General features: G+C 72.3%; 17 protein-coding genes. 8 read left to right on the top strand and 9 right to left on the bottom strand.

The window, feature by feature from the left end:
* Positions 1–523: 523 nt before the first annotated feature.
* The 9 genes from P3T35_RS39895 to P3T35_RS39855 all read right to left on the bottom strand — a co-directional run bounded on the left by P3T35_RS39895 (position 524) and on the right by P3T35_RS39855 (position 6,236).
* Positions 524–3,037 (bottom strand): hypothetical protein, encoded by a 2,514-nt coding sequence (locus tag P3T35_RS39895; RefSeq protein ID WP_143677052.1) that lies wholly within the window; start codon positions 3,035–3,037, stop codon positions 524–526.
* 78 nt (positions 3,038–3,115) lie between these two features.
* Complete coding sequence (locus P3T35_RS39890) at positions 3,116–3,349, bottom strand: hypothetical protein (RefSeq protein WP_143677053.1); 234 nt, start codon at positions 3,347–3,349, stop codon at positions 3,116–3,118.
* Positions 3,328–3,774, bottom strand: coding sequence for a hypothetical protein (locus tag P3T35_RS39885; RefSeq protein ID WP_101385602.1), 447 nt, complete (start codon positions 3,772–3,774; stop codon positions 3,328–3,330). The genes P3T35_RS39890 and P3T35_RS39885 overlap by 22 nt, the downstream gene beginning before the upstream one ends.
* A gap of 1 nt (position 3,775) precedes the next feature.
* On the bottom strand, positions 3,776–4,219 hold the full coding sequence (locus tag P3T35_RS39880) for an NUDIX hydrolase (RefSeq protein WP_101385603.1): 444 nt from the start codon (positions 4,217–4,219) through the stop codon (positions 3,776–3,778).
* Between the two features lie 59 nt (positions 4,220–4,278).
* Complete coding sequence (locus tag P3T35_RS39875; RefSeq protein WP_101385604.1) at positions 4,279–4,497, bottom strand: hypothetical protein; 219 nt, start codon at positions 4,495–4,497, stop codon at positions 4,279–4,281.
* Positions 4,498–4,586: 89 nt separating this feature from the next.
* The gene (locus tag P3T35_RS39870) at positions 4,587–4,835 is read right to left on the bottom strand and encodes a hypothetical protein (RefSeq protein ID WP_101385605.1); all 249 of its coding nucleotides are present in this window, start codon (positions 4,833–4,835) and stop codon (positions 4,587–4,589) included.
* A gap of 14 nt (positions 4,836–4,849) precedes the next feature.
* A complete protein-coding gene (locus P3T35_RS39865; RefSeq protein WP_101385606.1) occupies positions 4,850–5,917 on the bottom strand; it encodes a hypothetical protein in 1,068 nt (355 codons plus the stop codon).
* Positions 5,914–6,057 (bottom strand): hypothetical protein, encoded by a 144-nt coding sequence (locus P3T35_RS39860; protein ID WP_180356925.1) that lies wholly within the window; start codon positions 6,055–6,057, stop codon positions 5,914–5,916. Before P3T35_RS39860 ends, P3T35_RS39865 begins: the two co-directional genes overlap by 4 nt.
* Positions 6,054–6,236 carry a hypothetical protein gene (locus P3T35_RS39855; protein WP_101385607.1) on the bottom strand — a complete coding sequence of 61 codons (183 nt, stop codon included), beginning with the start codon at positions 6,234–6,236 and terminating at the stop codon, positions 6,054–6,056. The genes P3T35_RS39860 and P3T35_RS39855 overlap by 4 nt, the downstream gene beginning before the upstream one ends.
* A 166-nt stretch (positions 6,237–6,402) precedes the next feature.
* On the opposite strand from P3T35_RS39855, the gene P3T35_RS39850 reads away from it, so the two are divergent.
* The 8 genes from P3T35_RS39850 (at position 6,403) to P3T35_RS39815 (ending at position 12,276) form a co-directional block, all read left to right on the top strand.
* Positions 6,403–6,690 (top strand): hypothetical protein, encoded by a 288-nt coding sequence (locus tag P3T35_RS39850; protein ID WP_101385608.1) that lies wholly within the window; start codon positions 6,403–6,405, stop codon positions 6,688–6,690.
* The gene (locus P3T35_RS39845; RefSeq protein WP_101385609.1) at positions 6,687–6,923 is read left to right on the top strand and encodes a pRL2-19; all 237 of its coding nucleotides are present in this window, start codon (positions 6,687–6,689) and stop codon (positions 6,921–6,923) included. The genes P3T35_RS39850 and P3T35_RS39845 overlap by 4 nt, the downstream gene beginning before the upstream one ends.
* Before the next feature lie 195 nt (positions 6,924–7,118).
* Positions 7,119–8,180 (top strand): hypothetical protein, encoded by a 1,062-nt coding sequence (locus tag P3T35_RS39840; RefSeq protein ID WP_101385610.1) that lies wholly within the window; start codon positions 7,119–7,121, stop codon positions 8,178–8,180.
* Positions 8,181–8,182: 2 nt separating this feature from the next.
* Positions 8,183–8,752 (top strand): helix-turn-helix transcriptional regulator, encoded by a 570-nt coding sequence (locus P3T35_RS39835; protein WP_101385611.1) that lies wholly within the window; start codon positions 8,183–8,185, stop codon positions 8,750–8,752.
* Positions 8,745–10,640 (top strand): transcriptional regulator, encoded by a 1,896-nt coding sequence (locus P3T35_RS39830; RefSeq protein WP_280709785.1) that lies wholly within the window; start codon positions 8,745–8,747, stop codon positions 10,638–10,640. Before P3T35_RS39835 ends, P3T35_RS39830 begins: the two co-directional genes overlap by 8 nt.
* 30 nt (positions 10,641–10,670) lie before the next feature.
* Complete coding sequence (locus P3T35_RS39825; RefSeq protein ID WP_101385612.1) at positions 10,671–11,069, top strand: hypothetical protein; 399 nt, start codon at positions 10,671–10,673, stop codon at positions 11,067–11,069.
* A 341-nt stretch (positions 11,070–11,410) separates the two neighbouring features.
* Complete coding sequence (locus P3T35_RS39820) at positions 11,411–11,791, top strand: hypothetical protein (protein WP_101385613.1); 381 nt, start codon at positions 11,411–11,413, stop codon at positions 11,789–11,791.
* An 86-nt stretch (positions 11,792–11,877) separates the two neighbouring features.
* Positions 11,878–12,276 (top strand): DUF3307 domain-containing protein, encoded by a 399-nt coding sequence (locus tag P3T35_RS39815; RefSeq protein WP_101385614.1) that lies wholly within the window; start codon positions 11,878–11,880, stop codon positions 12,274–12,276.
* The last annotated feature ends 503 nt before the right edge of the window (positions 12,277–12,779 follow it).

Raw genomic sequence — 12,779 nt, 5'->3', positions numbered from 1 at the left:
CGTCGGCCGCTGCGCGGCCTCCAAGTGGTCCAGACCGTTTGGTCTAGACCCTGGCTCTGATCAGTGGTTTTGCTGCTTCGCTGCGCTTCGCAGTGGCTGACTGGGAAAGCGGGTGGCTCGGGCCGTTCTGACGCTGCCTCAGATCGCCTGTTTTTCAATTCATTTCAGAATTGCCTTGAATTCCCTTCGAGGCTCCGCCTCGATTTCTCGTGTCGCTGATTTCTACGTGATGCTTCCGGGCATTCTTCTTGCCTTTTTTGGTGATGCATTGTGTAGCGTCAGGAATGCGGAGCCATATCCGCCCTGAGGGGGCGTTGACGATGTGACGTAAATTTCGGTTAGGAGGCCGTCCCACCCCCGGGCTCCGCCCGGGGGTGGCGGTGTATCAGAAATCGGCTGTTCGGAGATCCTGCCGCAAGTGCTGCGCCCTCTCGGATTGCGGCCCTGTAAGGCCCGTGAAAGGGCAGTGAAATGGGGGCGGCCCCGCACTCCGTTTCCGGGGTGCGGGGCCGCTGAGAGGCGGTCAGGGCGCTTCTGTGGCACCACCCTTGCGGGCGGCCTCTTCGCCTTCCCACCAGTCCTTGAGTTCCTGCGAGCTGTACCGGGTGACGGGCTTGCCGCGCTCGATGGATTCGATTCCCTCGGGGAAGTAGCGGCCGGTCTGGTTGGCCACGGATTTCCGCTGGCGGGCGGCCCCGTAACCGATCGGGATCACGCCGCTCTCGCAGGCCTGCTTGAGGGTCCACAGGACCGGCACGCCGTCCTGGGGCCGGGCGTCGGCCACGGCCTGGCCGTCGTCCCCGTCGGCTGGTGCCGGCGCCTTGTCGAGTGTCACGCGGGGTGTCAGAACACCCCCGCTGACACCCTCTGACCTGGGGACCGGTACCCGTGCGTCCTGGGGAGTGTCAGGTGTCAGCTCAGGCCGGAAGTCCTCGACCTCGGGCAGGAACTCCCCGCCCGGGAGGAAGCCTCCGACCATGAGTTCGCGGTGCATGGCCTCGACTGCGGCCTGTGTGATCCAGGGCGCCATTTCGCCTGCGTCGAACCACTCGGGGGCGGGCCTGCATTTGCGCAGATATTCCCGCGCGTGCGGGGTGATGTAAGCGATCTGGATTTCCTGAGCGGCCTGCGATCCGGTGATCCCGACCCCGCCCCGGCCCTTGACCGAATCGTCCCAGTCGGGCACCTCCATTCCGGGGAACGTGGTCACCTTCTTCGACGGGGAAGCCGGGCCGACGGCCAGTTTCGTACCGACCAAGTCACGCACGTCCGTGGACCCGAACATCTTCAGCGAGAACTGGTGCGCGCCGATCACGATGTAATGCCGGGCGGACCGTCCCTGCATCAGCATCGTGTGGAACCAGGCTTCGAAGGGCGGCATTCCCTGGCCCTTCATCCCGTATTTCCACCAGCCCTTTGCGGCGAGGACGAAACCGCCCCACTCGTCAATCACCAGGTAGCGGTGCGGCATGACGCTGCCGTCCGGCAGCACCCTGTCGCCGTTCTTGTTCTTCGGCAGTCCGGCAGCGGCCTTCATGGAGCACAGGTATTCCGCGAGCAGGGCCACCATGAGGCGGGTGTCCTTGTGCACCCGGATGCCGGACTCTCCCTCGATTTCCTCGAAGGCGTCTTCCTTGGGCGCGATCAGGTCCACCACGGCGCCGTGCTGGCGGCCGTGCACGGCCGGAATGTAGAGGCAGGTGGTCTTGCCGTCGTTGGTGCCGCCGGTCACGCCCCAGTGCGGCGTGGTGGTGCCGATCGCCACGTGGTACGGCACGACGGTGGACCCTTGCACGACGTGGCCGACGTGGACCTTCAGCGGGTCGGCGGACGGCTCCCACTCGGACAGGGTGGGCAGCTTGGTCTTGGGCTTCGGCTTGGGCTTCTTGGCGAATTCCACGCGCGGGTTCTCGATATCGAAGAGAAGCCATTTCACGACCCATTCCCCGAAATTTGGGGGGATGCGGGAAATGACGGCATCCTCGATCGCGGTCTGGTGCTGGGCCCCGCCGGGCCACGCCCGGGGGACTCGAAGAGTGATCCGAGCCTCCTGATCTTGCAAATTCTGGGAGAGGGTCAGGAAGGCCTCCCAGTAGGCCTCTTCGGGCAGGCGCAGGGCCGGGCGCAGCACGAGCCACAGGGCCGGTCCGTACACCTCATCGTGGCCAGCGACGCGGTGGTGCCACAGGCCGAGCCCGGCCGGGCCGGTGCCAGCGATACCCAGCACGGTGAGTGCCAGTGCACCGGCGAGGGTGTAGGCCCAGCCTGGGGAGAACCACCACAGGGCCACGGCCCCGAAAAGGGCCACGCGGGCCGCCATGCGGGCGCTGTAGGGCCACAGCGCCCAATCCCCGAGCAGGCGCCCACAGGCCCTCAGAACCCCCGCCACGCCCCGCAGGAAGCGCCCTGTGCCCAGTGCCGCGTGCCGGGTGGTGGCACCGATGCGCACCGCCCACAGTCCGGCCCGCAGCTGCCAGCCCGGGGCGGTGCCGGCCTTGCCCGCCAGCCAGGCCTCCCAGTCGGCCAGCACCTCGCGCAGCGGGCGCGCGGGCACGGCGATCGGGGCGGCCACCGACCCGTGCACGGCCGGAGCGGCCAGGTAGTCCTCGGCGGTGACGGGCCGTCGGCCGCGCTTGAGGAAGGTCGCGCCCGTGCCGGGCTTGGCCCCCTCCTCCCCTTCCGCCTTGGGCTTGACCAGCTCGCGGCCGGTCGCCAGCCGCCACGCGAACCCGAACAGGGCACGCAGCGTCTGGCCGGTGCCCTGGGTCAGCTCGCGGGCCCACTCGCCCTTCTGGCCGGGCTGTGAGGCGCTGTGGGCCACCCACACGACGACGGCCACGACGCCGACGATCCACGGCCACCAGGAGACCGGGACGTTGGTCTTCAGCCACTCCACGATGGCCCCGACCACCTTGGCCACGCCGCCGTTGTTCCCGGCCTGCCCGGGTGCGCCGGTTGCGCCGGACGTGGGAACGGGCGTGGCCGCGAGGCCGGATAGTGCGCTGTAGACGGGTCTTGCTGCTGCCAGGATTGCCACCGCGGCTTCCCCTTCGTGAGGTTCGGGGGAGCTGCTGCGCGGCGGGCCCCCAACGGCCCGCCGCGCGCTCCCCCGTGATCAGTGATCAGCAGAGTGTGATTCAGTCTGTTCGTCGGGCCTGACATCCGCATCGGACTTACGCCGCTCAGCGGCGTGCATCGCGGCCCAAGCCGCCACGCAGCCGCTCAGCGCGCACATCAGCAGGTTCAGCCAGTCCGGGTAGCGGGCCGGGGCCAGGGCCGTCAGCCCGCAGGCGACCAGCGCACCGACCAGCAGCGCCCAGCGCCCCATCACCGGGCGTGCCAGACGCACGGGTCGGCCTCGGGGCACGGGTCCGCGCACCCGGGCGGCACGGTGAGCCAGTGCTGGTACTCCTGGCGGACGTAGGCCTGGACGCCGCCCTCGGCGTCCCACTCCACGGAGTCCGGGCCGATCGGGCCGCCCACCTCGTCCGGGTGGCTCTGGTCGAACTGCATCAGCGCGAACCCGACCGCCACGGCGGCCAGGCCGTCGGCCGCGTTGCGGGTCGCCCACCACTGCCGGTCCGCGCAGGCCGCGCGCCTCAGCAGGACCTCGCGCTCCTCGGACGGCAGGGCCGTGCCGAGGTAGGCCGGCCGATGCTCGGGCTCCAGCTCGCGCAGCAGCCCGGCGACCGTGGCCGACTCCTCGGCCAGCGGCGGCGCCTGCTCGTAGGCCTCAGCCGCGGTGGGGGCGTTGAAGACGATGTCGTAGCGCATGTCAGGCCTTCCAGCGGCGGACCGCGTCCGCCAGGATCTCGGCGTGGTCGAACGCCAGCGGGGGCAGCGCGTCCAGCGGGAACCAGTCGGCGGCCGCCGCGTCGTCCCCGGCCATCGCCACCACGCCGGAGGCCACCTCCAGCAGGTAGGCGATGGTGACCACCCGGTCGCGCGGGTCGCGGCCGGGGTCGTCGTAGGCGCCGACCTGGACCAGCTCCTCCGGCATCGCCACGATGCCGGTCTCCTCCTCCAGCTCGCGCGCCGCCCCAGCCCTGGAGCTCTCGCCCTCGTCGACGTAGCCGCCCGGCAAGGCCCACGAGCCCTTGTGCGGCTCGTCCGCGCGCTGGATCAGCAGGACACTCCCGCTCCGGATCACCACGATGTCGGCGGTGAGCCACGGCCGCGCACTGCCCCAGGGGTTCTCGGTGCTCTGGGTCTCACTCATGGTCTGTCTCCCTCTTGATGGGGGGCCGGGGCGGTGCCCCAGCCCGGTCTGTCGGTGGGTCAGATCTTGCGGATCTCGTAGGACAGGCACAGCGCGGTGCCGGGGGAGAGCCAGCCCCGCCCGTCCACCCGGACGGACCACCTCCCGCCGGTCAGGTGGCTCGGGATCATCTGGTCCTCGCGCAGGTCGTCCAGGACCCGGCCCTCCTTCCCGGCCGCCCAGGGGTCGGTCTCGCAGCTCAAGATCTTCACGCGGTCGCCAGCACGGAACTCGGGCATCTCAGGCTCCTCGGTGTCGAAGTTGGGGCGGTGGCGGGGCGGCCCCGACTGGGGCCGCCCCAGGTTGGTCACGGTGAGTCAGGCGGAAGTTACAGGCCCCACTTGGCGCGGCGCTCGGCCTTGGCCTTGGCCTTGGCGGCCGCTCGCTCGGCCTCGACCGCCTCACGGGCGGCCTTGTCGGCCTCCTCCCGGGCGACGGCCTTGGCCTGGAGACGGCCCATCGCGGTGTCGATCTTGCCGAGGTCCTTGCCCCGGGCGTACCGGACGCAAGCGCGGCCGATCAGGAGGGCGGAGGCGAGGACCTCGCCGGTGGTGTAGTGCTCGGGCTCCTGAGCCATGGCGATCGCCTCTCTCAGAGGTAGGGGGACGGGGCGGGGGCGGTGGACTTCTGAGCGGCCCGGGTCTCGCGGATCACCCGCGCCACCGTGGCCGGGGTGCCGCTGGTGATCGGACGGCCGGTCAGCTCCGGCACCCGCCGGGTGATCTCCGCCGGATCCGTCTCGCCCTGCGCCATCAGCGCCCGCACCGCCGCCGCCGTCGACACCGGCACCCGCGCCCCGGCCGTCACCGCCCCAACCAGCTCCTGCGGCAACTCCAGCTGCGCCCCGGCGGGCGCCGGGCTGCCAGCGGCGGCGAAAGGGCCGCTGACCTGCGCGGCGATTTCCGCCGTGCCCTCCCCCGCGCCGTCGCCGGAGGCGATCCGCTCGACCCGCACGGCGCCCTGCGCCGGGCGCAGCTCCGACAGCGGGGTGAAGGCGGGCAGGTCCCACACCGGGGCGGCGACCGCTGTCAGTGCGGCGTGCTGCCCGTCATCCGTCTGGGCGGTGCTCTCCAGGGAGGCACGGGCCCCGGCCAGCACCCGGGCGGCCTTCGACTGCGCCTTCGCCATGTTCGATCCGGCCGCCGACACGGCCCGGGTGCGCACCACCTCGATGCCGGTGTGGGCGTTCAGCCGGGCGCGGGCGATCGCCGCGTTGTCCCGGGCGTCCTGCAGGACGGCGCTGATCTCCGCCCGCGCCTTCGGGCTCACCTCGGTGGACTCCCACAGGGAGTGCAGCCACCACAAGGCTTTGGCCGCGATCGGCAGCCAGCTCACGGCCAGCCAGGCCGCCGTGCCGGCACCAGCGGTGAGCCCGTGGGCCACCAGCAGCCCCGTGGCCGCGAGGCCGAAGCCCCAGCCGACCACGGTCACCCGCCGGTCGTGGTCGCCCTGGCTCGCGAGCCTGCGCTCGTAGGACAACGCCGCGAGCCACGCCCCGTCGAACCCGGCCCCGATCAGGGCCGCCAGCCACGGGTTCATCACGGTGCCCAGCCACAGCGTGACCACCGCGATGGTCAGGATCATGCTGGCGACCGTCCCGGCCAGCGCGGGGGCCGCGAGGTAGGCGCGGCGGCCCTTGTGGGCGAGGTTCCGGTTCACTCCGCACCGCCCAGGTGCTCGGTGACCATCTCGGCCAGCGTGGAGAGGCCCTCGCGGTACTCCGCGGCGCTCGTGGTCGGCGGGTCGGACGGCTGCTGGGCGCCGGACTGGTCGTTGCTGGACCCGGTGGTGTCGGTCACCGCGCACCACCGATCAGGGCCGCGACCGCGCACACCAGGATGAAGAGGACCGCCGCGCTACCGGCGAGCAGCGCCAGGCGCAGCATCTCGGTACGGGCGTTGAAGGCGGCGCTCGTGGTCGGCGGGTCGGACGGGGCGGGGGTGGGCGGCTGGGCAGCCTGCTCCTGGGTACGATCCATCACGGATCGCCCTCCTTCTCGCATAAGGGGGGTGGTCAAGGCCCTGACCAGGTGTGCAACCACCCGGTCGGGGCCGCTCCCGTTTGGGGAGGGCTCCACCATGACACGAAATTAGTGCGCGCTACAAGTCTTATCGCGTGTCGGTTTTTCCTGTAGCCTCTCGCCTGTGGAGATTCCCGAGAAGAAGCAGGCAGAAGCCCTGCAAGAAGTTGCCCGGCTCGGCGCCGAACGCGCCGCAGCCGTCAACGAGGTGGAGCGGATCACGACCGAGCTGCGCGAGGCGTCCGTCACGGCCGCCAAGCTCGGCGCCGCCCGCACCCGCATCAAGGAGCTGGGCGGGGTGGCCGCGACCACCCTCTACGCCTGGTTCGAAGCGGCCGGCCTCGAAGTCCAGGCGCGCCGCCCCCGGAAGACGGCGGCGAAGAAGACCACCCGTGGGGGTGAGAGCGCATGAGCCTGCCGTCCCCCGAGGACATGTCCCACGCGATGCTAATCGCCGTGCTGATGGATCAGGGCGGGTCCTACGACATGCCCGCCGACGCGCTCAGCGTCGACGCGCTCGGCACGGCCGACGGCGCGTTCCACGCCGTGGAACTCCTGCCGCTGCCGGACGGCCGCGTCCGACTGTCCGTGGTTCCTCGCCCGGCCGGGGACGCTGGCGGGGTGGAGTTCCGGCCGCCGCGCTGACAGGGCGTAACCTAGGCGCCACCCAAAACGATCAACAGAGGAACCGCAGCACTCCAGAAACGACGAACCCCCCGCCTCTACCGGGTCATAGCGTTGGCGCGCTACCGGCGAGGACGAGGGGCCCACGACAAGGCCCGAGTGTAGGGGAGAGACCTCCCTCCCGCGAAGCGGGACCGGGCCGGATAGGACCCGTTGGTGTCACAACACGCCGATGTTCACCCCGGCGACTGCACCTCCTGCACCGCCCTGTTCACCCAGCTCAACCAGCACACCGACCCCCAAAGCCTGACCGTGGCGCAGCTCGGCGAGCTGGCGCAGCTTGGCCGACGGGCGACCTTCCTGCACCTCGCGCACCTTGAAGCGCGCGGGCTGATCGGGGGGGACCGGCGGACCGTGGTGGAGGGCACGAGCCTAGATCGGCCGGCCTTCAAGCCGCACCCGGCCGCGACCGCCCTGGAGTGGGCGCGCAGCATCAAGGCCCCGGACCTCGCGTGCGGCAAGCTCCTGTGCGCCTACGCCGCCCACGGCTGGCGCGGCCAGCTCGCTGACAAGGAGTTGGCCGCGAAGTGCGGGGTGTCGGTGGTCACGGTCAAGCGGCACCGGCCCCACCTCGGCGAGAAGGGTGCCGGGCTGATCCGCTTCACGCGGGATCAGGTGAACGACGCCCGGGGTCGGTTGCGCGGCCCCGACCGGTACGCCCTGGTCACCGGGCTGGTCACGGTGAAGACGCCCAAGCTGGGCAAGCCCGCCGGGGACACCGCATGGTTCGCCGCCGCCGCCGAAGTGCTGCTGCGTGATCAGTTCTGGTTCGCCCGCCGCCCCGACCAGGCCACCGAGCGGTGGCGGGCCGACTGGCGCACCGGAATCCGCATCCTGGCCGCCGCCTACGAGAAGCACGCCGACACCTGGACTGAGGCCGACTGGCGCGCCCACCTGCGCCGCAACGCCCCGCACCACCGGCCGCTGTTCCACCTGCGCCAGCTCATCGACACGGCCGACCCCGCCCGCCCGCCGGTCTCCGGCGGAGCCGAGTACACCGCCACCGGCACCACGGCGCCGCTGCCGCTGGTCACCTGCGAGCGCTGCGAGCAGCGGGCGTTCCGCCCGTCCGAGCCTGGCCGCACCGTGTGCGGGCCCTGCCGTGAGAAGGACGCCGCGCACGAGCTGGCGGACGAGCTGCGCGAGGTGCAGGCCGCCCACGCGGCCTTCGAACGGCTCCTCGGCACGATCACCAACCCGCTCGGAAAGGCGGTCTGACCATGGGCAAGATGCTCGACGGCTTCCGGGCCGCGATCCACACCCGCAAGGCCCCGCAGAGCTGGGGCGCGCAGTTCAAGTTCCTGATGAAGGGTGCCAAGGGCAGCACGAAGGCCGTTGCCGAGCGGCTGGGCGTCTCCCAGCGCACCGTGCAGCGCTGGGCCAAGGGCACCGCCCAGCCCAGCAAGAAGGCCGCCGAGACGATGGCGGCCGAGACGGGCAAGGCGTGGCAGCCGAGGGTGAAGGAGCGCGCCAAGCAGCGCGCGGCCACCCGGGGCTACTCGGTGTCCGTGGCCGGGACGTTCGGGTTCCGCGCCGCCAAGGGCTCCACGGACGACGCGCGGTTCCGCCAGCTCACCCAGCAGATGCCCGATCGCCTGGTGGGCCCGCTGTGGGACGCGATGGAGGCCGGGGACGAAGAGGGGCTGCGCGAGCTGGTGGCGGCCGGGCTGGGCGAGGAGTACTTCCGCGACCGGGGCCGCCGCGCGGACGGCCTCGATGTGGAGCTGACCGACGTGGAGTCGCTGGACCTGGACATCTGGGGTGACGAGGGGGACGAGGACGATGAGTGACGCGCTGCTGATGGACACCACCCCCACGGGTGAGCTGGCGACCGGCCCCGCCCTGCCCTGCGTCCAGTGCGGGCGCCCCACCCCGTTCCGGGTGGGCGGCCAGCCGCGCCACGGCGGGGGCTTCTGCGCCCCGGCCACCCCGGCCGCCGCGCCGGCACCCAGGCGTGCGCCCGCCCGACCGGCCGCTGTCCGCCCGACCCGGCCCGCCCCGGCCACCGAGGTGGAGCCGACCCGCTACCCGGCCGGTCCGCTCGCCGTGCTCGATGCCGCCAAGACCGGCCTGACCGCGCACCTGGTGGACGGCCGCACCCTGCCCGTCACGGCGAAGACGCTGCCCGACGTGGCGGAGTGGGCCCTTGAGGCCGGGCTCGGCGCGGCCCGGCTCCACCAGCACGGCCGCGACGCCGACCCGCTGGTCGTGCTGACCGACACCGCCTGCAAGCGGCTCGGCCTGCCCGCCCCCGGCACCACCAAGACCGCCTACGACACGAAGGCCGGGCGCCTGCCCGGGACGCACAAGGCCGTCAAGGCGATCACCGACGCCGGATGGCAGCTCACCCGGCGCGGGCTCGGCCCGTGGGCCCGCCTCTACCGCACCCCCGACGGCGCCCGCCGCCAGTGCGTGCAGCTGTGCGTGCCCCTGTGGGGCGCCCTGTCCGACCGGGGCGCCTGGCGCGCCCCCAACGGCCTCGGCGCGGCCGAGCTGGCCCGCCTCCTGGGCACCTACGCCTCACGGGTCATCACCCCGTGCGGCTCGACCGCCGTCACCGGCCTTGAGCTGATGACCGCGCTGCGCCCGCCCACGCGCGCGGTGCGCACCGGCAGCACCTGGTCCTCGGGTCTGGTGGAAGGCTCCCTGCACCACGCCGTACAGGCCGCCCCGCCCGAGGTGCCGGCCGAGCACCCGGCCGCCGCCGGTCGCACCGGCCCGGCCCTGGATGAGGAAGCGTGGGCGTGGACCCGCCCGACCACCGACGCCGAAGCCGCGCTGCCGTACGCGGTCGGCATCGACGTGAACGTGATGTTCCTGGCCGCCGCCAACCGCCTGTCCGTCGGGCTCGGCGAACCCGTGCACACCGACGGCCCGGTGTTCGACAAGAGGGTCCCGGGATGCTGGCTGGTCGACCTCTCCGGCATCGAGACGGATCCGCGGTTGCCCTCGCCGTTCACCCCGGACGGCCAGCGGCCGACCGAGCCCGGCTGGTACGCCACGCCGACCGTGGCCTACGCCGAAGAGCTCGGCGCCCGGGTGCAGCCGCTCGAAGCGTGGCTGCGCCTGGACCACGGCCCGTACCTGACTCCCTGGTACAACCGGCTCCGCGACGCCTACATGGCCACCATGGCAGCCCTCGGCATCACGCCCGACCTCGCCGACGACCCGCAGGCGTTCCAGGCCGCCATGGCCACCGTGAAGACCGGGGACCCGGTGGAACTGGCGGTGCTGGCCGCCATCAAGGCCAGTGCCAAGGGCGCGCTGGGCAAGCTGCGCGAGCGTCCCAGCCACACCGGCTACCGGCCCGGCCAGCCCTGGCCCGCCCTCGAGCGCGCCACGTGGCGCCCGGACATCCGGGCCGCCGTGATCGCCACCGCCCGCGTCGGCCTGCACCGCAAGCTGGCCAAGGCCGCCGCCGCCACCGGCGCCTACCCACTCGCGGTGGCCACCGACTGCGTGGTCTACCCCGCCCCGGCCGCCGACCCCCTCACCGTGCTCCCGTACCAGCCGGACGGCTCCCCGATGCTCGGCCCCACCGGCCGACCCGTGGCCGGTCTGCGCCTGGGCGTCAGCCCCGGCCACGCCAAGGTGGAGGGTGTCCGCCCCCTGCCCGAAGTGCTGGCCGAGCTGGCCGACGGCATCAACCCCGCCCGGCACATGAAGCCGAGCGCGTAACGGCCCGCAACCCCCGGGAAGGACAGACACATGACCGACCACCAGGAGCACGACCAGGCCGCCGGCCTCTCCCCGGACGTGGCCTACGGCCTGGCCCCGGCCCTGGCCTACGAGCTGTACCACCTGCTTGAACGGGTGGCCGAGCAGCACAAGCCCGACGGCGAGGACCAGGACGAGCGGCTCCTCCTGGTCCGCCAGGCCGCCCTCGCCGACCGGTGCCAACTCGCCGACCCGGACGACCTCGACCTCGGCCGCGCCGAGATGCTCGCCTGGCAGCTGCGCTCCTACGACGAGAAGCACGGCACCACCGAAGGCCCCATCCCCGCCGAACACGAGCGCTGGGACCGGCACCCCTTCGGCTACGTCCGCCAGGAGTACCACCAGTGGGCCGCCTACGCCCCGCTCCCGGGCACGCCCGGCAGCGAGTAGCGGCCCGCCCAGGGGCCCGCCACCGGCCGGTGGCGGGCCCCTGGCGTTCCCTCAGGCCGTAGAGGGGTCGACGCCGGGCCCCAGGGGCCGCCGTACCGGGCGCACCGTCAGGCGCGGCTCTGGCGGCGCGGCGTCGACCAGGCATTCCGCAGCCAGGGGAGCGCGGGCCCGCGCGGGGCCGGGTGCGGGGTCGGGGGAGACTGCGGGCCCCATGTGGAGCGGACGGCGGGCAACTGGCTGATCGGTCATCAGGACATCGTCCCAGCCCCCTTGCATCCCTGTACGCAGGCGCGTACAGTCGTGGTTGTACGCAGACGCGTACAGACATCTCGGGAGGAACCATGCTCAAAGTCACGAACAGCAAGGCCGGTTGGGGCATCAACTTCACGTTCGAGGAGGACGACCCGCAGGGCTGGCTGAACAGGTCCCTCAACCTCGGCCACCTGGAGAACATGCTCACCGCCCTCGGCGACCCGATGCAGTACGCCCAGGTGAAGGCGACCGGCATCGAGGCGGAAGAGCAGCTGCGCGCGGTCTCCTGGTTCGCCGACCAACTCACCCGCCGCCAGGACGCCCTGATCGTGGCGCTCCGCGACCGGGGGACGAGCTGGGGCCAGCTCGCGCGACTGGTGGACCCCGACGAGCCGGAGCCGCAGCGGCTCCGCTCCGCCATGCAGCGCCGCTACGAGGCGGGCCGCAAGCGCGCCGGCCTCACCGACTGACCGACCCGACCGACCCGGGCGGCAGCCATCCGACCAAGAACCGCCGCCGCCCGGCCCCTCGACCGCAACCACGACCGGGAGTTCCCATGTTCGCCGACGTCTTCGTGATCCTCTACGCCGCCCACCACCTCTCGGACTACCCCTTCCAGACGGACCACCAGGCCGCCCACAAGGCCGACCGCACGGTGACCGGCTGGATCGCCAACGGCGTGCACGCCGCCACCCACGTGGCCACCACTGCCGCCCTGCTCTGGGCGGGCACGCTGCTGCTCCACCTGCACCCCACCGCCACCGGCACCGCCGCCGCCCTGGCCTGGCTCGGGATCAGCCACTCCGCGATCGACCGGCGCGCGGGGGTGCGCTGGTGGATGGAGCACACCGGGCAGCGCGGCTACCTCGCCCACGGCGGGGCCCTGACCGTGGATCAGGCCGCACACATCGGCCTCGGACTGCTGCCCGCCGCCATGATGCTGGCCACCCTGTAACACCCCCCAGAAAGGCCCCGACCGCCCCTCAGACGGCCCCGCACCCCACCCCGGAGTGACGGGGCCGCCCCATGCCCAGCGCCCGCCTGAGAGGCCGTCAGAGCCCGCGCACCCCCGGGCCTGTGGATAACTCCAGGGGTGCACCGGGGGGTGCACGGGGGTGCACCGTTGCCTGTGGATAACTCGTGCACCGCGCCCGGTATTTGGCGGTATGTCCGTTTTGGGGGTGCACCGATTTGATACTCAGGACACCACCTCTGACCTGCGGAAACGCAGGGGTGCACGAGATTGATACTCAGCAAAACGGCCCCTGACCTGCGGAAACGCAGGGGTGCACGAGATTGATACTCACCCTTAGAGAGAGCATCAGTGCACCCGGCTTTGCCGGGACGGCCTCCGGCGCGAAGCGCCGGGCTTGCTAGCGCGTGAGCGCTAGCGCCGAGCGGCGCAGCCGCGAGGCCGTTTGTACCAGGCGCAGCCTGGTACATACCCGCTCCGCGGGG

It is taken from the genome of Kitasatospora sp. GP30 (assembly GCF_029892145.1).
GTDB lineage: Bacteria > Actinomycetota > Actinomycetes > Streptomycetales > Streptomycetaceae > Kitasatospora > Kitasatospora acidiphila.
Note: the sequence above shows the minus strand (reverse complement) of the source record. Positions and strands in the feature narration are given on the sequence as shown.